General features: G+C 69.5%; 23 protein-coding genes. 7 read left to right on the top strand and 16 right to left on the bottom strand.

Translation table 11 applies throughout. The annotated features are described in order from the left end of the window. Window positions 1-112: 112 nt before the first annotated feature. Genes AB0H42_RS24480 through AB0H42_RS24470 form a run of 3 tightly spaced genes read left to right on the top strand, consistent with a single transcriptional unit; the run spans window position 113 to window position 5,038 of the window. On the top strand, window positions 113-2,512 hold the full coding sequence (locus AB0H42_RS24480) for a CoA transferase (protein ID WP_357059655.1): 2,400 nt from the start codon (window positions 113-115) through the stop codon (window positions 2,510-2,512). Between the two features lie 42 nt (window positions 2,513-2,554). After that, window positions 2,555-3,502: a zinc-binding dehydrogenase gene (locus AB0H42_RS24475; protein ID WP_357059653.1), complete on the top strand. Its 948-nt coding sequence runs from the start codon at window positions 2,555-2,557 to the stop codon at window positions 3,500-3,502. A gap of 9 nt (window positions 3,503-3,511) precedes the next feature. Continuing rightward, window positions 3,512-5,038, top strand: a complete 1,527-nt coding sequence (locus AB0H42_RS24470; protein ID WP_357059650.1) for an AMP-binding protein — start codon at window positions 3,512-3,514, stop codon at window positions 5,036-5,038. 57 nt (window positions 5,039-5,095) lie between these two features. Here AB0H42_RS24470 and AB0H42_RS24465 read toward each other — a convergent pair whose 3' ends face one another. The 14 genes from AB0H42_RS24465 to AB0H42_RS24400 all read right to left on the bottom strand — a co-directional run bounded on the left by AB0H42_RS24465 (window position 5,096) and on the right by AB0H42_RS24400 (window position 17,177). Beyond that, entirely contained in the window at window positions 5,096-5,980 is an 885-nt protein-coding gene (locus AB0H42_RS24465) for an IclR family transcriptional regulator (RefSeq protein WP_357059648.1), read from the bottom strand. A gap of 113 nt (window positions 5,981-6,093) precedes the next feature. Then, on the bottom strand, window positions 6,094-6,915 hold the full coding sequence (locus tag AB0H42_RS24460; RefSeq protein ID WP_357059646.1) for an alpha/beta hydrolase: 822 nt from the start codon (window positions 6,913-6,915) through the stop codon (window positions 6,094-6,096). Then, window positions 6,915-7,235, bottom strand: coding sequence for a ferredoxin family protein (locus AB0H42_RS24455; RefSeq protein WP_357059643.1), 321 nt, complete (start codon window positions 7,233-7,235; stop codon window positions 6,915-6,917). The genes AB0H42_RS24460 and AB0H42_RS24455 overlap by 1 nt, the downstream gene beginning before the upstream one ends. Before the next feature lies 1 nt (window position 7,236). Then, on the bottom strand, window positions 7,237-8,247 hold the full coding sequence (locus AB0H42_RS24450; RefSeq protein WP_357059641.1) for an NAD(P)/FAD-dependent oxidoreductase: 1,011 nt from the start codon (window positions 8,245-8,247) through the stop codon (window positions 7,237-7,239). Between the two features lie 64 nt (window positions 8,248-8,311). Further along, window positions 8,312-8,461, bottom strand: a complete 150-nt coding sequence (locus tag AB0H42_RS24445) for a hypothetical protein (protein ID WP_357059638.1) — start codon at window positions 8,459-8,461, stop codon at window positions 8,312-8,314. Between the two features lie 41 nt (window positions 8,462-8,502). Beyond that, complete coding sequence (locus AB0H42_RS24440; protein WP_357059636.1) at window positions 8,503-9,333, bottom strand: ABC transporter permease; 831 nt, start codon at window positions 9,331-9,333, stop codon at window positions 8,503-8,505. Then, on the bottom strand, window positions 9,330-10,202 hold the full coding sequence (locus AB0H42_RS24435) for an ABC transporter ATP-binding protein (protein ID WP_357059633.1): 873 nt from the start codon (window positions 10,200-10,202) through the stop codon (window positions 9,330-9,332). The genes AB0H42_RS24440 and AB0H42_RS24435 overlap by 4 nt, the downstream gene beginning before the upstream one ends. Next, a complete protein-coding gene (locus tag AB0H42_RS24430) occupies window positions 10,199-11,179 on the bottom strand; it encodes an ABC transporter substrate-binding protein (protein WP_357059630.1) in 981 nt (326 codons plus the stop codon). The genes AB0H42_RS24435 and AB0H42_RS24430 overlap by 4 nt, the downstream gene beginning before the upstream one ends. Window positions 11,180-11,533: 354 nt before the next feature. After that, window positions 11,534-12,406, bottom strand: a complete 873-nt coding sequence (locus tag AB0H42_RS24425) for an alpha/beta hydrolase (RefSeq protein ID WP_357059627.1) — start codon at window positions 12,404-12,406, stop codon at window positions 11,534-11,536. 57 nt (window positions 12,407-12,463) lie between these two features. After that, complete coding sequence (locus AB0H42_RS24420) at window positions 12,464-13,417, bottom strand: catechol 1,2-dioxygenase (protein ID WP_357059625.1); 954 nt, start codon at window positions 13,415-13,417, stop codon at window positions 12,464-12,466. Continuing rightward, window positions 13,417-14,751: a deacylase gene (locus AB0H42_RS24415; protein ID WP_357059622.1), complete on the bottom strand. Its 1,335-nt coding sequence runs from the start codon at window positions 14,749-14,751 to the stop codon at window positions 13,417-13,419. Before AB0H42_RS24415 ends, AB0H42_RS24420 begins: the two co-directional genes overlap by 1 nt. A 130-nt stretch (window positions 14,752-14,881) precedes the next feature. Continuing rightward, entirely contained in the window at window positions 14,882-16,198 is a 1,317-nt protein-coding gene (locus tag AB0H42_RS24410; RefSeq protein WP_357059619.1) for a Rieske 2Fe-2S domain-containing protein, read from the bottom strand. Window positions 16,199-16,278: 80 nt separating this feature from the next. Continuing rightward, the gene (locus AB0H42_RS24405) at window positions 16,279-16,695 is read right to left on the bottom strand and encodes an acyl dehydratase (RefSeq protein ID WP_357059616.1); all 417 of its coding nucleotides are present in this window, start codon (window positions 16,693-16,695) and stop codon (window positions 16,279-16,281) included. Continuing rightward, entirely contained in the window at window positions 16,692-17,177 is a 486-nt protein-coding gene (locus AB0H42_RS24400) for a hypothetical protein (RefSeq protein ID WP_357059613.1), read from the bottom strand. The genes AB0H42_RS24405 and AB0H42_RS24400 overlap by 4 nt, the downstream gene beginning before the upstream one ends. A 101-nt stretch (window positions 17,178-17,278) precedes the next feature. On the opposite strand from AB0H42_RS24400, the gene AB0H42_RS24395 reads away from it, so the two are divergent. Continuing rightward, on the top strand, window positions 17,279-18,130 hold the full coding sequence (locus AB0H42_RS24395) for an alpha/beta hydrolase (protein ID WP_357059610.1): 852 nt from the start codon (window positions 17,279-17,281) through the stop codon (window positions 18,128-18,130). 222 nt (window positions 18,131-18,352) lie between these two features. Here the strand turns inward: AB0H42_RS24395 and AB0H42_RS24390 are convergent, their stop codons facing one another. Together AB0H42_RS24390 and AB0H42_RS24385 are read right to left on the bottom strand one after the other, a co-directional pair. Next, window positions 18,353-19,432, bottom strand: coding sequence for a dihydrodipicolinate reductase (locus tag AB0H42_RS24390; protein ID WP_357059607.1), 1,080 nt, complete (start codon window positions 19,430-19,432; stop codon window positions 18,353-18,355). A gap of 17 nt (window positions 19,433-19,449) precedes the next feature. Continuing rightward, on the bottom strand, window positions 19,450-20,271 hold the full coding sequence (locus AB0H42_RS24385; protein ID WP_357059604.1) for an SDR family oxidoreductase: 822 nt from the start codon (window positions 20,269-20,271) through the stop codon (window positions 19,450-19,452). A gap of 95 nt (window positions 20,272-20,366) precedes the next feature. Here AB0H42_RS24385 and AB0H42_RS24380 point away from each other — a divergent pair, with 95 nt between their 5' ends. From AB0H42_RS24380 to AB0H42_RS24370, 3 genes are all read left to right on the top strand, one after another. Continuing rightward, window positions 20,367-20,984, top strand: coding sequence for a helix-turn-helix domain-containing protein (locus tag AB0H42_RS24380; protein WP_357059601.1), 618 nt, complete (start codon window positions 20,367-20,369; stop codon window positions 20,982-20,984). A 145-nt stretch (window positions 20,985-21,129) separates the two neighbouring features. Beyond that, the gene (locus AB0H42_RS24375) at window positions 21,130-22,701 is read left to right on the top strand and encodes an alpha/beta fold hydrolase (protein ID WP_357059599.1); all 1,572 of its coding nucleotides are present in this window, start codon (window positions 21,130-21,132) and stop codon (window positions 22,699-22,701) included. 136 nt (window positions 22,702-22,837) lie between these two features. Continuing rightward, window positions 22,838-23,008 (top strand): hypothetical protein, encoded by a 171-nt coding sequence (locus AB0H42_RS24370; RefSeq protein WP_357059597.1) that lies wholly within the window; start codon window positions 22,838-22,840, stop codon window positions 23,006-23,008. Window positions 23,009-23,011 lie beyond the last annotated feature (3 nt).

Raw genomic sequence — 23,011 nt, 5'->3', positions numbered from 1 at the left:
ATCGCGGGCCGGGGCGTGGTGTTCGCAATGTGCGCTGTGATGCCGGCCCGCGGCGGTGGTGCGGGGTTGCCCATCGACGGCCGAGCCGAGATCGCCGAGAAACGGAGCAATCATGGTCGAGTCCGCCGTCCGGGTCGTGGAGTTGTCCACCCCTTTCACCCGTTTCGCGGGCCGGGTTCTCGTCGGGCTCGGCTACGAGGTGATTGTGGTCGAACCGGCCGGCGGGGACCCGGCCCGGGCCGACGCGGACGACCGTTCGTTCGCGCACTGGCACGCCGGGAAGAAGTCGGTGGTGCTGGACCTGGACACCGATACCGGCCGCCGCGCGCTCGCGCGCCTGGTCGCCACCGCGGATGTCCTGCTCGACGGCAGCCCACCGGGAGCCGAACCCATCGCCCCGGAACCCGGCCCACTCGTGCACGTCCGGGTGACCCCGTTCGGGCTGGACGGCCCCCGCGCGGCCTGGGCGGCCACCGACCTCACCGTCGCCGCGCTGGGCGGCATGCTCGCCCAGGTCGGCGATCCCGGCGGCCCACCCCTCGCGCTACCGGAGAATCAGGCCGAACAGCTCGCCGGCGTGAACGCGGCAGTCGGGGCGCTGCTCGGGTTGCGGGCCCGGCGCCACGGCCCGGTCCCGGTCGTCGATATCTCCGCGCAGGAATGTGTCGCCGCGAGTCTCGAGGCCGGCACGCTCGCCTATCTACACGAGGACCGGATACCGCCGCGCCCGGGCCGGGTCCATCCGCTGGTCCCGCATGGTCTCTTCCAGGCCGCCGACGGTTATGTGGGCGGCGGGCTGGGCGGTAGTCCCCGGATGTGGGACGCCCTGCTCGAGTGGCTGGTGCAGGAGAACTCCGCCGACGATCTGACCGACCCCCGCTGGGCCGACCCGGTGGAGCGCACACTCCACCAGGACCACATCTTCGAGGTGGTCCAGCGTTTCCTCGCGAAATGGCCCAAGCAGGAATTCGCGGTGGCCGCACAGAGCCGGAAACTGCCCTGGTCGGCGGTCGATCGGCCGGATGAGCTACTACTCAACCCGCAGCTCAACGATCGCGACTTCTTCCTCGACGTGGTCGAGGACGGCGTGGTGTCCCGGGACCTCGGCTTCGGTTTCGCCTTCCCGGAGGGCACCCGGATCCGCGAACTGGCGGTCGCGCGGCCCGGCGAACACCAGAGCCTCGTGCCCACACCGCCGACGGCCGGTGTCACCGCTTCCGATACCACGGTGGCCGGTGCGACCGCATCCGATATCGGGGCCGCCGGTGCCACGGCATCCGATACCGCGACCGGGCAGCTGCCGCTGGCCGGTCTGCGGGTCCTCGACCTCACCTGGGTACTGGCCGGGCCCTACTGCACCCGCATCCTGGCCGATCACGGTGCCGAGGTGATCAAGGTGGAATCGCTGGGCCGACCGGACCCGACCCGCTTCGCACCGTTCATGCACCTGTCCCGGGGCGGCCACGACGATCCGGACACCAGCGGCTATTTCAACGATGTCAACCGCAACAAGCGCAGCATCACCCTGGACACCCGCTCCCCCGCGGGCCTCGAGGTGCTCGCCGACCTGCTGGCACACAGCGATGTGGTGGTGGAGAACTTCAGCTCCACCGTGCTGACGCGGATGGGTTTCGGCTACGACCGGCTGCGTGCGCTGCGACCCGATATCGTCTACCTTTCCATGTCCGGTACCGGGCACACCGGTCCGCGCAGCGGATGGGTGTCCTACGCCGACATCGTCTCGGCGGCCACCGGTTTGACCGCTTTGACCGGGTGGAATGCCGACGAGGTGGTCGGCGTCATCTATGGTCACGGCGATATCGTCGCCGGTTTACAGGCGGCGACCGCGGTGCTGGCCGCACTCGAATACCGCGACCGCACCGGCCGCGGCCAGCACATCGACCTGTCCCAGCTCGAGGCGATGGCGTCACATATGGGCACCAGCGTGCTGCGGTCGACCGCGTCCGGGCGCCCCTGCGTACCGATCGGCAATACCCATCCCGCCATGGCGCCGCACGGTGTGTACCGCTGCCTGGGCCCGGACCGCTGGTGCGCGATCGCGGTGCGCGACGACACCGACTGGCGGCGGCTGTGCGCGGTGATCGATCGACCGGAGTGGGCGGGAGACCCCCGGTTCGGTACCGCTGCCGCCCGCCGGGCGGCAGCGGGCGCCATCGACGCGGCGATCACCGCGTGGACCGCGGTGCTGCCGGTGGAAGTGGTCGCCGAACGATTGCAGCGCGCGGGTGTGCCGGCGGGACCGGTGCGGACCGGGCGCGATCTGGTGGAGGACGATCCGCAGCTGCGCGCCCGGGAGTACTACGTGCGCGGGGTGCATCCGAAAGTCGGTCCCGTACTCCACGAGGGCTCCCCCGTCCGGATGGGTGGGCCGGCGGCGGTGCGCCGCGCCGCGCCGCTGCTCGGCGCCGATACCGACACCGTGCTGCGCGAAATCGCGGGGTACTCGCCCGGCACCATCGAGCGGCTGCGCGCCCGTGGCGTATTGACCTGACCGCTCGCCGATACCCACACCATCCGATCCAGAGGAGAGACCATGCGTGCCGCCCGGCTCCACGACTTCGGCGCAGACCCGGTCGTCGACGACGTCGACCCACCCGTACGCGACCCCGGGCAGACCCTGGTCCGGATCGACGCCGCCGCACTCGGTCACCTCGACCTGACCATCGCGAGCGGCACCTTCGACGTCCGTCCGGAACTGCCGCATATCGGCGGCACCGACGGTGCGGGCACCGTGGTCGAATCGGACACCTTCGCACCGGGGACCCGGGTGCTGATCCGCGGCGGCGGGATCGGGTTGTTCAAGGACGGCTGCTGGGCCGAGTATCTGGCCGCGGCAGACAAGGTCTTCACCCCGTTCGACACCGCGCTCGACCCAACGGTCGCAGCCACGTTCTTCCTGCCGAGCACCACCGGATACGTCGCGGTGCACGATATCGCCCGGGTCGCCGCGGGCGAGCGCGTGATCGTTTCCGGGGCCTCGGGCGCTGTCGGTTCGATGGCGGCACAGTTCGCGCTGGCGGCGGGGGCGGCCGAGGTGATCGGGGTGGTGCCGCGGGCGGACCAGGCCGAGTTGCTGCCACCCGGGGTGCGTGCGGTGGTCGGGCGGGGCGCGGAGGTCGCGGCGGCGCTGGGCACCGAGCCCGTGGCCGAGGTGCTCATCGATACCCTCGGCGGCGATCTGCTGCCTGTCCTGCTGCGGCGTATCGTGCCCGGCGGCCGGGCCGCCCTCATCGGCTACACGCTGGGAACCGAACTCGCGATCGACCTCCCGAACTGGTTGCTGGCCGATGTGGCGCTGCTTCCGGTCAATATGATCCGCAAAACCGCCCGGCAGGCCGAGCTGGCGCCGAAGCTGATCGCCATGCTGGTGGCCGGCGAAGTCCGGCTGGCCGTCCAGCCCTTCCCACTCGACGAGATCGCCGGCGCGTTGCGGGCCATGCGGGAGGGGAAGGTCACCGGGCGCGCGGTGGTTACTCCCTGAGTGTGTGCCGTGACAGTTTCCGCCCCCGGCTCGTTGCCGGTGGACCCGACCATTCCCGCGCTGCTGCGCGACCGGGCGGCTCGCCGCGGCGAACACCTCGCGCTGCGGGCGGGTTCGACCGCGCTGACCTATCGGGAACTCGCGGACCGCGTCGCGGCCGTGGCGGGAGCGCTGGCACAGCAGGGGGTCCGGGCCGGGGATCCGGTGGCCGCGCTGTCGCGCAACCGCATCGAACTCGTCGATCTGCTGCTGGGTTGCGCCTGGCTGGGTGCGGTGGCCGTACCGCTGAACACCGCGCTGCGCGGTGACTCCCTGGCCCATGTGCTGACCTCTTCCGGTGCCCGGTATCTGCTGCTCGAGGCCGAATTCGCCGCCCGGGTCGCCGAGACCGGATACGACGGCGTCACCTGGGTGATCGGCACCGGTTCGGCGCCCGGCCCGCACGGCCGGCCCCGCCCGGCCGCCGCGGTGTCGGCACTCGACCCGGCGGCGGTGCTGTTCACCTCCGGGACCACCGGCCTGCCCAAAGGTGTCCGCTGTCCGCACGGTCAATTCCTGTGGTGGGGCCACGGCGTCGGCGCCTCGCTGGACCTCGGCCCCGACGATGTGCTCTACAACGGTCTGCCGCTGTTCCACACGAATGCGATCAACGCCGTCTTCCAGGCATTCGTGGCGGGAGCCACCTTCGTGCTCGGCGAGCACTTCTCGGTACGCGCCCACTGGCGGCGCGTGGCCGACGCCGACGCGACGGTGATCTATCTGCTCGGCGCCATGGTCGCCATGCTCGCCGGACGGCCACCGGCGGAACTCGATCGCGCGCACCGGGCCACCCGCGCGCTGGCCCCCGCCACGCCGGCCCACCTCTGCGAGCCGTTCCGGGAGCGGTTCGGTATCGAGCTCATCGACGGCTTCGGCAGCACCGAGACCAATCTCGTACTCGGCAGTACGCCCGGCGCGCGCCGGGCCGGCTACCTGGGCACGATCATGCCGGGCTACGACGCGGCGGTCGTCGACGAGGCGGGCGCCCCGGTGGCCGACGGTAACGCCGGCGAGCTCGTGGTACGCACCGCGCACCACGGCGCCTTCGCCCTCGGTTATCTCGGGGAACCCGTCCCCGAGCCGTCTGCGTGGCGGCGGACCGGCGACCGGGTGGTCCGCGAACCCGACGGCTGGTTCCGCTTCGTCGACCGCATCAAGGACGTTATCCGCCGGCGCGGGGAGAACATCTCGTCGGTGCAGGTCGAGCAGGTGCTGGCGCGGCATCCGGCGGTCGCTCAGGTCGCCGTGTTCCCGGTGCCGTCGGAGCTGGCCGAGGACGAGGTCATGGCCGCCGTGGTCCCCCGGCCGGGGGAATCGGTCGACCCGGCGGCGCTGCACCATTTCGCGGCGGCGCAACTGGCCGGCTTCGCACTGCCGCGCTATATCGACGTGGTGACCGAGCTGCCGCTCACCGAGACCGGCAAGGTCCGCAAGGCCGAACTGCGCGCCCGCGGAGTGGGCGCGGACACCTGGACGGCCGAACCCAACGCTTCCTGACCGGCGTGCGCATCGGTCGCGGGATCGGTCCGGCGCCACGCGTTGTCGGCGCCGGATTCACCTACCGCACCCGTTGAGCGAGCACAGCGCCGGCGTGCACATCGCCGCGCTGTCCGGTGAGCTGTGGTGACATCGCATCGCCTGCAGCGCCCGGCTGATGCCCACCCCCGCGGTACGCAGCGCACCGGTCACCCGGCTGACATTGAGCCGGGCGGTGGGCCCGGTGACCGACAGCGCGCCCGCGATGGTCTGGGGACCGGTGAACACGGGCACCGCGACGCTCATATAGCCGAGCCGGGTCTCCTCCACCTCCACCGCGATCTGTTCCCGGCGCATCCGCTCGAGTTGCTGCCGCAGCACCGACACCGACATGGTGGTGCGCGAGGTGAGCGCGGTGAAACCCTGTTCGACCACCTCCGCGAACACCGATTGCGGCGAGAACGCCAGAATCATCTTGCCGGTGGCTGTGCAGTACAGCGGCAACCGGCCCGCGACCCGCGACTGCTGTTGCAGACCGCGGTGGCCGACGATCTTCTCGATGTAGAGCACATCGATCCCGTCGCGCACCGCGAAATGCACGGTCTCCTGCGTCGCGATCAGCAGATCCTCCATATAGGGCAGGGCCGCGTCGCGCAGGATCCGCTGCCGGGGTACCAGCTGACCGAGTTCGAAAAGGCGCAGGCCGAGCCGGTACTTGGTGCCGGACCGCTCCAGCAACCCCCATTCGACCAGCTCACCGGCCAGCCGGTGCACGGAGGCCTTCGCGACACCGCTGCGCCGCGCCAATTCGGTGAGCGCGAGATCGCGATGCTCGTTGTCGAAGGCGTCGAGAATCATCCGCGCCTTGCTGAGCACCGACGATATCTCGGTGCCCTGGGCCGCCGCCGGTTCGAGGGAAAAATCCGGACCGAGCTCCGCCGGTCGGTGTGCGGCTGCCGTCATGCTGACCTCCTGGCGCCTTCCCGGCGCCCTCCGCCGAGGGCCCGGACGGCGAAACTCGCCGGACTCGTGACGCTAGCGCAACACACCAGCGACCTGCATCACACCGGGTCCGTTCAGCGGACCCGGTCCATCGTCGCATTCTCGCGGAGAAAGCGACGCACCGCAGCGGCGACCGGGACCGCTTCCCGTTCGATCAGCGCCACCGTGCCATCCGCGAAGACCATGTCGTCCACCACGGGGGCTCCGGTCAGCCGGGCGCGCAGGACCGGCAGATTCCGGATGGAGAAGGGGTCGGCCCCGGCGCCCAGCAGCAGCACCGGCACCCGGACGGCGGCGATCCGGTCCTCCATGCGGTAGCGAGCGCACGCCCGGTGTCCCTCCGCCGGGTCCACGCCGAAGGCGAGCGCATCGTGCAGGAAGCGGTCCAGCAGGTCGGTTCCGGGCTGTGGATAGTACGGGCGGCGCTGCTCCCACAGTGTGTGCAGATGTCCGCCGTCCGCGGTCCGCTCGGCTCGATCCACCGCCGGTCCGTCGGCGTGCGCAGCACGGTAGGCGGCGTCTGCCCATGGACAGGACGACAGGACCAACGCCGCCACCCGCTCGCCGTACGCGACGGCCATCTCCAGTGCCACGGCGGCCCCGGTGTGATGCCCCAGGACCGCCGCCACCGGGATCTCCAAGGCGTCCAGCAGCGCCCGGGCGCCGGCGGCGAACGCCTCGATGGTCTGCGGCGCCGGCAATGCGGCGCTCGCCCCGAACCCGACCATATCCATCGCGATCACCCGATGATCGGTGGCGAGCAGGGGCAGCAGTTCGCGGAACTCGTCCCAGGAACGCGGCGTCTGGTGCAGCAGCAACAGTGCGGGCCCGGCGCCCTGTTCGGCGTAGTGCAGCTGACCGAACGCGGTGTCGGCGTATCCGAACCGGACGCTCATCAGTACTCCGCGATCATGGTGGTGTCCACGCCGATCACCTCGATCTTCGCGGCGCCACCGGGATTGCCGACCGGCTCGTCGCGACCCGGCAGGACCTCGGTGAAGAACCGCAGCGCGTCCTGTTTGAATTCCGGGTCGGCTTTGCGGTCCACGGTGATCGCCTCGACCGGGCAGGCCAGTTCGCAGGCCCCGCAGTCGATGCATTCGGCGGGATTGATGTAGAGCTTGCGGCCGCCCTCGTAGATACAGTCGACCGGGCACTCCTCCATGCAGGAGCGATCCATGGTGTCGATGCACGCTGCACCGATGACGAATGGCATATCAGTTCTCCTGTTCGGTGGAGTGGCCGGGGAAGATCTCGGCGTCGGGATCGAGTGCCGCGGCGGCGTTGTTGACGGCGGTGGCCGCCTCACCGAAACCCACCGCGATCAGCCGGACCTTGCCCGGGTAGTCGGTGATGTCACCGGCCGCGTACACGCGCGGGACGGTGGTCCGCATGCGGGTGTCGACGACGATGTGCCGGGATTCGATGCGCATACCCCAGTCGGTCATGGGCCCGAGGTCGGCGGTGAAGCCGAGCGCGGCGATGACGGACTGGGCCGGCACGGTCGTGGTGGTCTTGTCGGCCCGGTGGTGGATATCGACCTCGGAGATCCAGCCGTTGCCCCGTACCGCGGCCACGTCGGCGTTCACCAGTACGCGCACGCTGCTGTCCCGGACGCGGGCGACCGTGGCGCCGTGGGCGCGGAATCGGTCGCGCCGGTGCACCAGGGTCACCGAGGCCGCGATCGGTTCGAGGTGGACCGCCCAGTCGAATGCGCTGTCGCCGCCGCCCACGATGACGACATCACGGCCGGCATGCGCGGACAGGTCGGGGACGAAGTAGCTGAGGCCGCGGTCCAGGAAGTCCAGCCCCTTGGCCAGCGGGCGCGGTGTGAAGGTCCCGATACCGCCGGTGACGACGACGGCGCCGGCGGTGACGGTGCGCCCGGTGCTCGTCCCGACCACCACCCGGCCGTCGGCCGCGTGATGCAGGGTCTGCGCCTGCTCCCCCAGCAGATAAACCGGGTCGTACGGCGCGGCCTGGGCCAGCAGCCGGTCGATCAGCTCCCGGCCCTGCACCGCCGGGAACCCCGCGATATCGAGGATGGCCTTCTCCGGATACATCGCGCTCACCTGCCCGCCGGGTTCGGATAGCGCGTCCAGCACCGCGACCCGCAGTCCGCGGAAGCCCGCGTAGTACGCGGCGAACAGTCCGGCCGGTCCGGCGCCGACGACGAGGATGTCGACCTCGCGGGCAGTCCCGGTCGACGCGTGGGGCGATTCGTTCATACCGTGCACGCTAAGAGCGTTGCGACACCGGAGAAATGAATCCGGTCCGGTGAACAGACCCGGTTCACAGGGCGGGCGGGGCGCCCTCGGGCACGACGAACGGCGGGTCCTCGGTACTACGACCGAAGAGCCCGCCGTGCGCGGTCGGTGTTCCGCCGGCCCGGATGCCCTCGTCGAACCCGGGCCGGACTCGGCCGATCGGTTCCGGTGCCACCGGTAACCGGACGGTACGCACCGACCTCCGGCTGCCGCCGGCTATTTGACGCCGTAGCGTCCGAGAAACCTGGTCGAGACCAGGCGCAGTACTCGGTCGAAGACGAAACCCATGATGCCGAGCACGATGATGCCCACGAACGTCCAGTCGATCCGCCCGTAGTTGCGTGCCTGCCAGATCATCGAGCCGAGGCCGTGCTCGGAGGCCACGATCTCGGCGGACACGATGGTCAGGAAGCTGTTGCCCATGGCCAGCCGGGCGCCGGTGACGATCCCCGGCACCGACGACGGCAGCACCACGGTCTGCATGATCTGCAGTCGCCCGGCACCGAGATTGGTCGCCGCCTGCAGTTTGTTCTCGCTGATGGCGACGGTGGCGGCGATCGTGCTCACGGTGACGATGAACACCGAGGTGTAGAAGATCAGCACCACCTTGGAGGTCTCGCCGATCCCGAACCACACCACCGCCAGCGTCACGAACGCGATGGGCGGAATGAACCGGAAGAATTCGATATAGGGGTCGAGCAACTGCCGGATCAGGTTGAACCGGCCCATCAGGATCCCGATCGGGGCGCCGACCACGACACCCAGGCTCCAGCCGAGCAGGATGCGCTGCCCGGAGGCCACGACCGAGGTCCACAGCACACCGCTGTCGGCCAGTTCCCCGGCCGCCTTCCACACTTCGGCCGGGGAGGCGATCGTGGTCGGGCCGTACCACCAGGCCAGGAACGACCAGACGGCGAGTCCGATGAGCGCCGAGGCGATCCACAGTGCGCCGGTGCGCAGGATGCCGCTGCCGTTGCGGGTACCGGCGCGCCGCGCCGGTTCCGCGCGGGCGCCGCGCGGCGCCCGGATCTCCGCCACCGCGGTCATGCCTTCTCCTCCTCGACATCCCGGACGCCGCCGAGATCCTCGTCCTCTGCCAGGCCCTGATTGCGCAGCGACGCCACCACTTCGGCGCGGATATCGTCGCGCAGCCGCTCGTACAGTTCGATGACCTCGGGGTTCGCCCGATCCCGCGGCCGCGGCGCGGCCACGTCGTAGACGCTCTTGATGCGCGCCCGCGGTCCCGCCGTCATCACCACCACGCGATCGGCCAGGGTCAGGGCCTCGTCGATATCGTGGGTGACGAACACGACCGTGCATCCGGTGTGCCGCCAGATCTTGTCCAGTTCGGTCTGCAGCACCTGGCGGGTCTGTGCGTCCAGCGCGCCGAACGGCTCGTCCATCAGAACGAGCGAGGGCTGGTTGGCCAGGACGCGCGCGATCTGCACCCGCTGGCGCATACCACCGGAGAGCTGGGCGGGGAATTTCGCGCCCGCGTGCGGGAGACCGACCATCCCCAGGTATTCGGCGGCGATCCGCGCCTGCTCGGCTTTCTTCGCACCGTGCATCCGGGGTCCGTAGGCGACATTCTGCGCCACGGTCATCCATTCGAACAGCGCCTCGGAACTCTGGAAGACCATTCCGGCGTGCGGATTGCCGCCCGCCACTTCGTCGCCGTCGCAGATGATGCCACCCGCGGTGGGCCGGACGAACCCGGCCATGGCCGACAGCAGTGTCGATTTCCCGCACCCGCTCGGTCCGAGCAGGCAGACGAATTCACCGGACCGCACCGCGAGGTCGATTCCGGCGACGATCTCGGCGGACCCGAAGTTGATGTCCAGGTCCCGGATCTGCACCGGTACACCCTTGTCCGGGGCACCGGTGGCGGCCGCGGCGGCCGAGGTGGTCACGGTCATTTCTTCTCCTCCTTGTACCAATCGAGCAGTAGGGCCGACCGCAGGTCGGGCTGCTCCGAGAGGACGCCGATGTCCTGGTAGAAATCGACGATCGTCTGCGCCGATTCGACGTCTTCGGCACCGAGATTGATGACCCCGAAATCGATCTCGCCGACCGCGGCGATGGTCTGTTCCTCGTCGACATTGACCGCCGCCTTGGTGGCCGCCGCGGCGAGCGCAGGGTCCTGTTCCACCCGCGCGCTGGCCGCCGCGAGCACCTGCGCGAACTGCTGGGCCTGCTCCGGGTTGGCGGTCAGCCAGGGTTGCGTCGAGATCGCCCAGTGGTGATAGAACCAGTCGTAATCGCCGGTGACCGCGACCACGTGCCCGGTGCCCTGCGCCTCCGCGGTGCTCGGCCACGGCTCCCACAGCACATAGCCGTCGATATCGCCGCGGGCGAGCAGCGCCGGCATATCGCTGGGCGTGGCCGAGATCATCTCGACAGCGCCGGCGGGCACCCCGTTGGCCCGCAGGTACTTGTCGGTCGAGATCTGGCCCAGCCCGGGCACCACGCCGACCTTCCGAATATCGGTGGGACCGGCGATGCCGTTGCGCAGCACCACCTTGATGTAGTCACCGGATGCCTCGTAGGCGAACATCGCCCGCAGCGACGGGTTCTGCCGGAGCTGGGAAATCGTGGTGGTGTCGGAGCTACCCGCCAGCTGGACCTGGCCACTGGCCAGGGCGTCGACCGCTTCCCCGCCCCGGCCGAACTGGACCAGTTCGACGTCCAGCCCCGCATCCCGGAACATGCCTTCCTGATCCGCGAGGAAGAACGCCGCGAACGAGGCGTCGATACCCACCGCCACCCGGATCGGCCCGCTCCCGTTCGTCGCCGTATCCCGGGTCGCCGGTCTGGTGCAGGCCCCGAGCGCGACCGCGAGTGCCACCGCGAGTACCGCCAGGACCACCTTGCCCGGTCTGGATCGCCACGCCATATCTGTACCTCGCTCTGTGATCTGGACCGCATTCACGGTGCCATGGACAGGGAACCTATCCGCTACCCGGGAGCACACGAACGAACGCGGTCCGCCGTACGGACCGGGACCTCGGCGTCGCGGTAACCCGCAGGCCCGCCAGTGTCAGCGGCCCACTACGGATCTATTCCACGCGTGTGACCAGTGTGTTTCCCAGCCTTTGCCGTACGGTTGCCCGGCGACCGAAACGGCGCCGCACACGGCTGGTGGGTGCGGGAAGGCGGGTGTGGAACCCGCGAAACCGGGGCCCGGGACGCCGGAAGCCGGCCGCGGGGACGCGGCCGGCTTCGGGTGGTTCCGGGGCGGAGCGAGCGATCAGGCGGCCGACTTCGCCCGTGCCGAGGCCTCGGCCAGGAATTCGAGACTGAGCGAGTTGTACTCGGCGGCGTGTTCGTGCTGCGGCCAGTGCCCGCACGCGGGGTAGAGCTGCAACCGGGCACCCGGAATATCGGCGGCCAGCTTCTCCGCCTCCGGGACGTCGCCGAACGGATTCTCCTGACCCCACACCACCAGGGTGGGCGCGGAGATCCGCGCCAGCCGATCCGGCCGGAGCAGGTTGCGCTGCCGGGTCTCCATGTTCTGCAGGGACAGCAGGTTGTGGATATTGGCCACGAAATCGGGCTGATGGTAGATCCGGTGCCGGACCTGCACCAACTCTTCGGTCGCGTCGGCGGCGTCGTGCATCAGCAGGCGCAGGCGAGCCCGGGTCAGCTCGATATCGTCGGTTTCCACGGCCTTGATGGTCGAGGTGCGGATACGCTCCATGACCTCCGGGTTGGCCACTGTCCCGCCCGCGGCGAGCAGTTGCAGCGAGAGCACTCGCTCGGGATGGTCGCCGGCCAGATACGCCGCGACCCAGCCGCCCAGCGATTCGCCGACCAGATGGACCTTTTCCAGGCCGGCGGCGTCGAGGTAGTCGAGCAGATGGGTGACATAGCGGGGGATCTCGTACGGGTAGTCGGGCTTGCCGGTGTAGCCGTGGCCGAGCATATCGATGGCATGACATTCGTACCGGTCCGCGTGCGCGACGATATTGCGGGCGAAGGCCTCGAGATGGCCGCTGGTGCCGTGCAGGAATACCACCGCCTCCGCACCGCTGCCGGCCTGTAGCGCCCGGGTCGGGATACCGGCGGCGTCGACGGTTTTCAGAGCGAAATCCACGCCGGTCAATTCGTGCCAGATCGTCATAGTCAATCCTTTTCGTGAAATCGGAAGTCGAGAGGGAATACCGCGCTGCGCGACGGTTCAGCGGACGGCGGGTTGCCGCGCCGGATCCAGTACGGCGACTCCCATCCCGGTGAGCCATTCCGGCACCACTTCGTAGGCCAGCCGTTCCGCCGGGATGTACTCGAGCATCGCGGCCATCATCAGCCAGGTGCGCAGTTCCTGGGCCCCGTTGCCCGCCGCGTCCTCGAGTTCGCCGGTGGTGTACCCGGCCAGTTCGGCGGCTCTACCGAGGGTGAACAATTCGAGGACCCGGTTGTCGAACTCCGGGGAGATCGCGGCCTCGGCGGCCCGGATGATCTGCCGCCGGCGGACGTCGTAGTCCGCCCAGTTCTCCCGGCCGTCGAGCCAGGCCCGCACCATGAAGTCCTCGTCGTCGCCGTGCGGGTCCCGCCAGTCCGGCCAAGGCAGCCGATGCGATAGACCACCGGAGGCGATCACCACCACCCGCCGATCGTCCGGGTATGCGGCGACGGCCTCGCGCAATGCCGTCGCGAGTTCCGCGCAGCGGGCGAAGGTCGGCAGCGGCGGCGCGAAAACATTCACCACCAGCGGCACAACGGGCACCTCGAGACCGGCCAGCAGGTACTGGATGGCGTGCGACTGCCCGTGGTCGATCTGCAATCGCGCCGAGAACGCCGGATCGAACCGGCCGCCCTCGATCAGCGCATCGGCCAGATGCCGGGCGAAGCCGATATCGACGTGTTGCGGGCCCGCGGGAGTGCCCGACTCCCCGCTGGCATGGCATTCGCCGACACCGAGGGTGAAGGGCGGGATCAGGTCCAGCCAGAATCCGCGAAAATGGTTGGAGCCGAGCAGGATCACCACATCCGGGCGCGCGGCGGCGATCCGGTCGCGTGCGGTGTACAGGGCGTCGCGGAAACGCTCCGCCTCCGCCTTGTGCGTTGTCTGCTCCCAGTGAGTGTTCATCAGGGTGCTGTGCGACGCGCCCACCCCCAGCACGATATTCGCCATCAGTCGATTCCTACTTCCTCGAGTGTGCGGGTCGCGGTATCCACCGCGACCCGCACGAGATACCGGGTGAACCGCTCCGCGGCCCGCAGGTCCACCGTGTTCATTCCACTCGCGAAATCGACTTCGAACGGAGCGTCGGCGACCTTCGGCATTCCCACCCGGACGGTCGGAATCCCTCTGCCGCGCAGGATGTTCGCGTCGGTCGCGCCACTGGCGTCGCGGATATCGCGGTGCGGTTGCCCCTCCACCGCCTCCCAGGCCGCGACCGCACTGCGGCACAACCACATACCGGGGTCCGACGATTCACCCGGTATCGCCAGGATCTGCCTGACGTCGATACGGGCGTCGAGGTCGGCGGCGATCTCGCGCACCGCGGCGAGCAATTCCCGTTTCGCGGCGGTCGGGGTGGTGCGCGGGCTGAGCCGCAGATCCACCATCATGCGGACCTGTTCCGGGGTGAACGAGGCCGTGCGCTGCCAGCCGCCGCGGATATTCGCGACCATCCCCTGCGGGAATACCAGCCCGTCCCGGTGCGCCCGCGAGTATTCGGGAAACCACTCCTCCAGGCGCAGCGCCACCGCCCCGGCGAGCGCCACCGGATTCCGATAGGGCAGCCGGTGCCGCGATCCCACATAGGTATGGGTGCCGTGGACGATGATCTCGAACCAGGTCAGCCCCACTTCTTCCCAGGACACGGTCCATCCGGGTTTGGCGATGAGCGCGAAATCCGCCCACACCCCCTGTTCCAGGAGGAAGGAACAACCCACGCCCTGGCCGGTGTTGCGCCGCGGATTGCCCACGCCCGGCCGGGCATCGGTCGGCATACCGCCCGCCCCGAAGGCGGCGATCAGATCGCCGGTCAGCGGTATCCCGGCGGTATGGACGGCCTCGACCGCCGCAACCACGCAGGCGGCGTGCCCCTTGGGGTTCGACGCACCGAGACCGGTCACGTAGTCGCCGTCCACCACCGCGCGCGGCCGCATATCCGGGCGTAGGCCGGCACCGGCCCACGGTAGGTCCTCCGACTCGTTTCCACTGGTCACGGTATCTATCGGAGCGTAGAGCATGAGGTCGGGACCGGTGCCGGTGCCGGGCACCCGAGCCCACGAGTTCGCCTGCCGGTCGTCGAGTTCCATCGTGTGGGCTTCGATACCGGCACCGGCGAACACCTCGGTGATGTGCCGGGCCAGCGGCGCCTCGTCACCGGTCGGGCCGACGATATCCACCAGGCCCGCGGTCAATTCGCGCAACCGGTTGTAACTTACCGCCGCCCAGGCTTTTTCGATCCATGCGCGGCGCTGCCCGTCGAGCCCGGCCAGGGGGTCGGCCGTCATCTCGGGGTGACCGAATGGATCTGGGTGTTGTTCCGCGCGGCCAGATAACGCCAGCCGAACGGCGCGCCGACGGCCAGCAGTACCCCGGCCAGCACACCGCCACAGATTTTGCCCATGATGTCCTCCTTCGCTATTCCGCCTCGGCGGAGCCGGCGGTCCCGGTACCCGAGGCACCGTTCGACGTGGTCGATGCGGGTTTCTCCGCGGCCGCGGCCCGCGCACGACGTTCCCGGGCCGGCCGCACCGGTTTCGCCGGCTCGCGGGTCACGGCCTCGGCGATCCGGCCGGCGTATTCCGCTTCGGCGAGGTTGCGCCACGCGGTGAGCGAGATATCGGGCCGGTAGAGCTTCTCCGGCGGCGCGTCGGTGACGCTCACCATCCATTCGTCCTGGCCGGAGAACTGGCCGTGGAACAGCCAGCGGATCGCACCCAGATATTTCGCGCAGAAACCCAGCTTGCGGACGCCGGTGACGAAGTTGACCATCAGCCCCACATAGTTGTGCCGCTCGTCGTCCACCGGAACGTAGAACTCGTAGTGGATGAAGTTCGGGTACGCGATGCGCAGCACACCGGGCATGGACAGCGACGCGAAGCCCGGGAATTTCTGCGCCTCGATCACCGGGTTCGTCTTCAGCCCGGCTCCTACATTGCCGACCTGGGAGATACGGGTCTCGTCGGGGTTCTTCTTCCACCAGCGTTTGTTGGTCCACTTCCCGACGCCGGGGAAATCGGCCTCCCAGTGCACCTCGTCCTGGACTCGGAAGATCCAGCGGCCCTCGGGCACGATCCGGGTGATGTTCCAGGTGGGCATGGGTTTGAACAACCGCCACAGCGACGTGCGGTGCAGGTACTTCGCGTGCCCCTCGTCGAAACCGTTCTCGCACGCGAAGCGCCAGTTCCCGCGGCGCGGCTGGATCCGGCCGCCCACGATGCCCTCGTTCTCCACCAGTTCGCGGGGCAGCTGGTCGTCGATCGGCGGCGCCGGCTCGCTGCCGATCGGGATGTACACCCACACCAGTCCCAGTCGTTCGGCCACCGGGTAGGTCTGCACCGACAGCTTGCCGCACACCTTCGAATCGGGTCCGTCGGTGATGACGGCGGCGAGCTTGCCGTCAGTCAGCCGGAAGGTCCAGCCGTGGTACGGGCAGCTGACGGTTCCCGGGAACTGCTGATCGCCCTCCGACAGGGGTACACCCCGGTGGGGACACCGGTCGTGCAGGGCATAGGCGGTCCCCGCGTCGCGGATCAGCGCCAGCTTTTCGCCGCAGATCGTATAGCTGCGCGGTTTTCCGGTGATGTGGTTCGACCACGTCACCGGGTACCAGTAGCCGCGGTAGCCGCTGCCCGCCTTGTCGTAGTACGGCCAGGCCGTCCAATCCTGCCGGCCGGCCGCCCGCGCCCGCTCCGGGAGCGTGGGCCGGGTCTCCGGTGCCTCCACACCAGTCATATGCGTTCCTCTCGAAGCGAGATCGTCCGGTGCACCGATCTTGGGCCGGAGGACGCCGCGACCCAATGGATCGGGTTCGCTCAGCAGACCGGATCCGACCCGAGCCGGATCACGGCCCGCCCCGCCGCGCAGAGGGTCCCCGTCTCGTCGTGTTCTTCGAGGTGCAGGGTCACCGTGTCACCGGTGACGTCGCCGACCACACCGGTGACGGTGAGTGTGGTACCCACCGTGGCGGGCGCCCGGTTCCGCCATTCCACCGATCGCACCGCCGTGGGATCACCCGCGAAACGGGCGGCCGCGCGGAAGAACAGCGTGCCGTGCAGTTGCGCCATGACCACCGCGCCGTCGAGACCCTCCGCACGGGCGGCCAGGGTGTCGTAGTGGATACGGTGCGCGTTGTGGGTGGCGGCGCCGAAACGCTGGACGCGCACCGGGTCGGTCCGCAGTTCGACCGGTGCGACGATGCCCCCGGGGCTCACCACATGTGACCCGGTCATCGGACGATGAACTTTTCGGTTACCGAGGCCAGCGGCCCGGCGGCGGCCGCGCGGTAGCTCTTCCGCACCGTGATCAATACGAAACGGCCGTCCGCCCGGCCCTTCCACTCGACCCGCTCCACCGTCCGGTGTACCTCGATCTGCTCCCCGAGCGGCGGCGGCCGGTGGATGTCGATGCTCTGCCCGCCCGCCATGAGGCGCACGTCCAGACCGGCTGTGCCCGGTACTTCGTCGGCGAACATGCCGTCGGCACGGTACTCGTCGTCCCGCGCGCCCCGCGGCCCGCGCAGCAGACTCGGCAGATAGAGCGGGTGCACCGCGAACGCGGGGTGATCGGTATCGAGATAGCGCGGGTCGTCCTCCGCGCACGCGCGCGCGAAGGCAACGGCCTCCGCGGCGCGCACCCGGCCCAGCTCCCGGCGCTCCACGGTGCCGAGCAGTGCTGTGGCCCGGGCGTGGACGGTCTCCAGTTCGTCTGTCATGGGCCGACGCTAGGAGGCCCCGCACCACCCGGCAACAGGCCGGGACCGGCCAGCGGACCGCGGTACTTTGTCTCCGCGCGGGTGTCGGGTCAGGTGGGCGTATGGCATCTCCACCGAACAGCTTGTACGCCACGGCGTCCGGCGTCACGTTCCACTACCACGATCTGGGCGCGGGTTCACCGGCCCTCTTCCTGCACGGTGGCGGCCCAGGCTGCACCGCCTGGTCGGACTTCGGCCCGGTGGCCCCGCTGTTCGCCCGCGACCGCCGCGCGATCCTGGTGGACCTGTTGCAGTACGGACGCTCGGACAAATGCACCATCACCGGCCCGATGTGGGATTTCCACGCCGCGAAAACGGTGGCCCTGCTGGACGAGCTGGCGATCCCCCGGGCGGATTTCGTCTGCAACTCCTGGGGCGGGACGATCGCGCTGAACCTCGCCGCGAAATACCCCGAGCGGGTGCGCTCCCTGGTGATCACCGGCAGTATGCCGGTGTTCTACGGGCCGCTCGCGCCGCTGCCCGAAGGCGGGCGCCGCGGCCGCAACGCCCGCGATATCTACTACGGCGGTGCGGGCCCCACCCGGGAGAAGATGCGTGAGCTCATCACCCGGCTCGAATGGTTCGACCGCGCCGAGCTGCCCGAGGAGACGCTCGATATGCGCTATCGGCAGAGTCTGGACCCCGAGGAGATCGCGCTGGCGGCGCGTTCGGACAATCCGCGCGGCGACTGGCAGGACCTGACGGCCGAACTCGGGTCGATCCAGGCGCCCGTACTGTTCGCCTGGGGTATGCACGACGCGTTCCTCACCCCGGATTACCCGCTGATGCTGGCGCGCATGATCCCGCACGGACATCTCTACGTGATGGACCGGGCCTCCCACCACCTGCAGGAGGAACGCCCGTACGACTACTACAGCGTGGTCACCGGGTTCCTGAACCAGCGGCACCCGTGAGCGCGGGCCGGTTGTCGCCGGTCGGGACGACTCCGGGCTACGGCCGCCCGCGGCGGGGCGAGCACGAGAAGTGAGGCCCCGGCGGCCGTCGCCGGACTATTCACCCGAGCAGTCCGGCGGGAGGCGGTGATCTCGTACAGCCGCTGCGCGAACCGGGCCGGAGGGCGCGACACGGACCGCCGCGTGCGTCCGGGCACGTTCGGCGAACCCGTCCCGGCCGGTTCAGCGAATGGTGCCCGCCCCCGCGATCAGCGGTAGATCGAGGGGCGTGACCCAGCCGGGCGGCAGTTCGTTGACGGCCGGGACGGCGTTGAGGGCGCGCATACCGGTGGCCAGGCAGCCCGCGATCGCCGGGGTACGGCCCGAACCGTCGGTGAAACGGAACGAGGTCTCCTGCGAAATCGATGGGCTGCCGATGATATCCACGCGGTAGACGTCGTCGCGGGTGCCCGACGGCCAGTCCGGCGCGGCACCGTGACCGATCCGGTTGACGTGTTCGAGGGTGATGACCTCGCGGCCGCGGTGGATACCGTTGACGGTGAACCGGATGGCCGCGACCGTGCCCGCCCGGACAGTGCCCTTCGCCGACGGGCGGTCCACGGGGGTGACCCACTTGTCCCACGTCGTGGTGATGCTGTCCAGCTGTATCCCCGCGGCGTCGGCGATCATCGGCACGGTCGGACCCCACGCCATGATCAGCAGATCGGGATGTTCGAGCAGGGCGGTGAATTCCGGTGGTTTGCCGATACCCATCTCGAATTCGTAGTCGCCCTCGTAATCGGTGTAGTCCAGCAACTCCGAGGCCCGCACCGACTGCACCTCACCGCACAGACCCATCAGGGTCATCGGGAACAGGTCGTTGGCGAACCCCGGATCGATACCCGTGGTGAAACAGGAGGCCCCGCCCGCCAGGCAGGCCTCGGTGATCGGGTCCCGCCAGGCGCGGGGGGTCTTGTCCATCGCCGGCCAGACCCAGGGCGTCATGGCGGTGGAACACACATCTATTCCGGCACGCAGGAATGCTTCGATCACCCGGATGTTCTCGTCGGCGAACTGGGCGGTGGGGCCGTAGTGCACCACCGCGTCGGGTCGCAGGGCGATCAATTCGTCGATCGAATCCGTTGCCACCGTCCCGGTTTCCGGGGCGCCGCACAGGTCACCGGCGTCGCGGCCGACCTTCGCCGGGTTGCTCACGCCGACGCCGGCCAGCTCGAATCGCGGGTGGCGCAGGACTTCGGCCAGCACCATCGATCCGACGGTGCCGGTCCCCCACAGCACGATCCGCTTCTTGTCCTCGGTCATGGTTGCTCCTCACCCGGTCAACGATGGAATTCGCCGCAGTCCACGGTCAGCATCTGCCCGGTGACCGCGCTGGCCAGATCGCTGGCGAGGAAAAGTGCCGCGCGGGCGACTTCTTCCGGTCCGGCGAGGCGCAACAGGTCCGTGGGCGCGGCCTTCTCGCGGTAGATATCGTCGTGGGTCACTCCGGCCTGTGTGGCCAGCCAGTCGAAGTACGCCTTGTTGATGTCCTCGTACACGTACGAGGGTGCGACGCTGTTGACCCGGATACCGCGCGGACCCAGCTCCGTCGCGAGCGACGAGGCGAGATGTGTCAGCGCGCCTTTCGACAGTTTGTACCCGGAGTACTCGGGTTGCGAACTGTAGGACACGCACGAGTTGAGCATGATGATCGAGCCGCGGGTCGCCGCGAGCGCGTCCGCGAACAGTGCCGACAGACGCAGCGGCGCGAAGACGTTCGTCTCGTTGGCGGCGCGCAGCGCGGCGAGATCGATCCCGGTGATCGGGTCCATGGGCGGTATGGCGAAGGCATTGTTGATCAGGCAGTCGACCCGCCCGAATTCGGCCTGTACCCGCTCGGCCAGGCGGGCGCGCTGCTCCTCGTCGGTGATATCGGCCGGGACCGGCACCACCGTCGCGCCGTCCGCCCGGATCTTCTCGGCCAGCCGCTCGAGCTTGCGTTCGGTTCGGCTCACCAGCACGAGGTGGGCACCCATGGCGGCGGCCTCCATGGCGAGCGCGGTGCCCAGACCGGGACCGACGCCCGAGATCACGACGACTCTGTCCTGTAGCAGGGGTACCGGCCGATAGGCCCGGTCGGCGATGGCGGGGTCAGCGGACACGCCCGCTCCTCCCAGTAGGCAGCGATTACACCGTGTAACGGCTATGTTGTGACAGACTGTAACGACTCCCGCTCCGGTGAACAAGGACCGATTCTGTGACCGCACGCCATCGTCTGGGCCCGCACCGCGATCCCGCCGTGGACCGGGCGGTACTCGAGGCCGCCCGCGATCTGTTGGTCGAGCGGGGTTACACCGCGACCTCCATCGACGCGATCGCCACCCGGGCGGGCGTCAGCCGGCCGGCGATCTACCGGCGCTGGCCGTCCAAGGCACACCTGATCGCCAAGGCCGTGTTCCCGGATGTCGGCACCGCGGAGGTCGCCCCCGACCTGGTCACCGAGGTGCGCAAGGTGATCCGCGGGACGATCCAGTTGTTCGGCTCGGCCGAAGCCCGCGCGGCCATGCCCGGCCTCATGTCCGATATGCGCGCGGATCCGAGCCTGTACGAGAAACTCTCGGCCCGGCTGGATACGCCCACCCGGCAGGAGTTGTCGGACTATCTGTCGGCGGCCCGCACTGCCACCGGCCCCGTCGCGGATGCGAACACCCTGCTGGACACCATCGCGGGCGCGGCCCTGTTCGCCATGTGTATCCGCGATATCGACGATCTGGACGGTTTCGCCGCGTCGCTGGAAGATCTGCTGCTCCACGGGATCGCCGGACGCCGCGACGACGCCGCCCGATCCGGCGATCACGGTGCCGCAGAGGCCTGAGGGCCCGCGACGGGCTACCGGTCACCCGGCCGGACAGCGGCTCGCGAGCCGACGCACCGGCCACCACGGGACACCGTCCGGCACGGAATTCGCCGGTGTGACAGGATCATTCGGTTCGTGACGCCGTACCGAGAAGGGCCCTGGATTGGATCTGCGTTTCGGAGCCCACACAGTGCATCGGGTCCGGCGCGCCGTACTGGCGCTCGCGGTCGGTGCCGGAGTCCTCGGTGCGCCGGCGCCGGCCGTGGCCGAGGACGGTACCGACCCCTATCTCGACCGCACCGCCGAATCGGCGGACACCCCGTCGCTGCACTGGTCCGACTGCCAGGACGGGTTCCAGTGCGCGACGGCCCAGGTGCCGCTGGACTACCACCGGCCGCGGGACGACCGGATCGAGCTGGCGGTCATCAAGCTGCCCGCCACCGATCCGGGCCGGCGCATCGGCACCCTGTTCGTGCACTTCGGCGGGCCCGGCGCGTCCGGGGTCGACCGGCTGCGCGAACGAGCCCGGTGGCCGTGGCTTTTCTCCGAGGAACTACGAGCCCGATTCGACGTGGTCTCATGGGACAGCCGTGCGGTGTCGCGGAGCGCCCCGGTGCACTGTTTTCCGACGGAGGACGAACAGACGGCCTTCCTCGCCGCCATGCCGGCGATGCCGGCCACCCCGGCCGAGGAGCCGCCCTTCTACGACTGGTCCGCCCGGTTCGCCGAGCGCTGCGCGCAGCAGGCGGGGCCGATCCTGAACCACGCGTCGACCGCCGACACCGCACGCGATCTCGAGCTGTTGCGCCGCGCGGTCGGCGACCCCCTGCTCACCTATCACGGCATCTCCTACGGCACCCAGGTCGGCGCCGTGTACGCGAATATGTTCCCCGGCCGGGTCCGGGCCATGGTGTTCGACGGATCGATGGACTTCGAGGGCAATGTCAACGGCCACGACGGGCAGGGCGCCAAGGTGCCGCTGGACACCCGGCAGAACGTGGCCGACGCCCTCTCCGCCACCTTCGACGCTTTCCTCCGCCAGTGTTCGGAGGCCGGTCCGCGCTGCGCGTTCTCCGCGGGCGATCCGAAACTGAAGTGGACCGCACTCGCCGAGCGGGCCCGGCCGGCCCCCATCGAACTGGACGGCCGCGCGTGGACGTATTCGACGATCGTCAACGCGGCCGCCGGCCTGTCGCAACCGTCCACCTTCCCCGACCTCGCCGCACTGCTGCAGCGGTTGTTCGACGCGGGCACCGCCCTCCCGGGCCGGCTGCCGGCCAGTGCGTCCGCCATGGGCAACCGCACCGAGGCCTACCACGCGATCCAGTGCACTGACAGCATCGTGCCCACCGACCTCGGCGTCTACAGTCGCGCCGCGGTATCGGAGGACCAGCGCGTGCCGTACTTCGGCCGGGTCGCTGTGTTCAGCAGTATCACCTGCGCGTTCTGGCACGCTCGCGCCGCCGACCGGTACACCGGACCGTGGAACCGGCCCACCGCCGCGCCGATCCTGGTGCTCAACAACAGGTTCGATCCGGCCACACCGCTGGCCGGCGCCTACGACGGCGCCGCACAGCTGGCCCGCGCCGGGGTCGTGGTCACCGAGGGGGTGGGCCACAGCAGTATGTACGTGCCCAGCACCTGCACCGAACTGGTCAAACGGGAGTATCTGTTCACCGGCGACCTCCCGCCCGAGGACACCCGTTGCGCGGCCGATGGGTCACCGTTCGACTAGATATCCGATTGCCCGAAGCGGGTAGCTGGGTAGCGCAACACACCAGCTTCAATGCGCGGACCGAGGTCGCTTGCACAGTAGGTTATGCGCCTGCGGAGCCGATGATCGACTCGTCTATACGTAACGGAGACGTGCCATGGGTTCATTGGAGCATTTCGACGAGGGCGAAGTCGCATGGAATGGCAAGGCTCAGTTCAAAATCTTTCCCGAGGGGTCGGTGGTCGAAGTGTGGGAGCGGGTCGTGCCGTTCGGCGGCCCGGCTCCGGACTTCGAGTTGTCGGCTCCACACCACGAACCGACCTTATAGATC

It is taken from the genome of Nocardia sp. NPDC050799, from assembly GCF_040654015.1.
Taxonomy (GTDB): Bacteria; Actinomycetota; Actinomycetes; order Mycobacteriales; family Mycobacteriaceae; genus Nocardia.
Note: the sequence above shows the minus strand (reverse complement) of the source record. Positions and strands in the feature narration are given on the sequence as shown.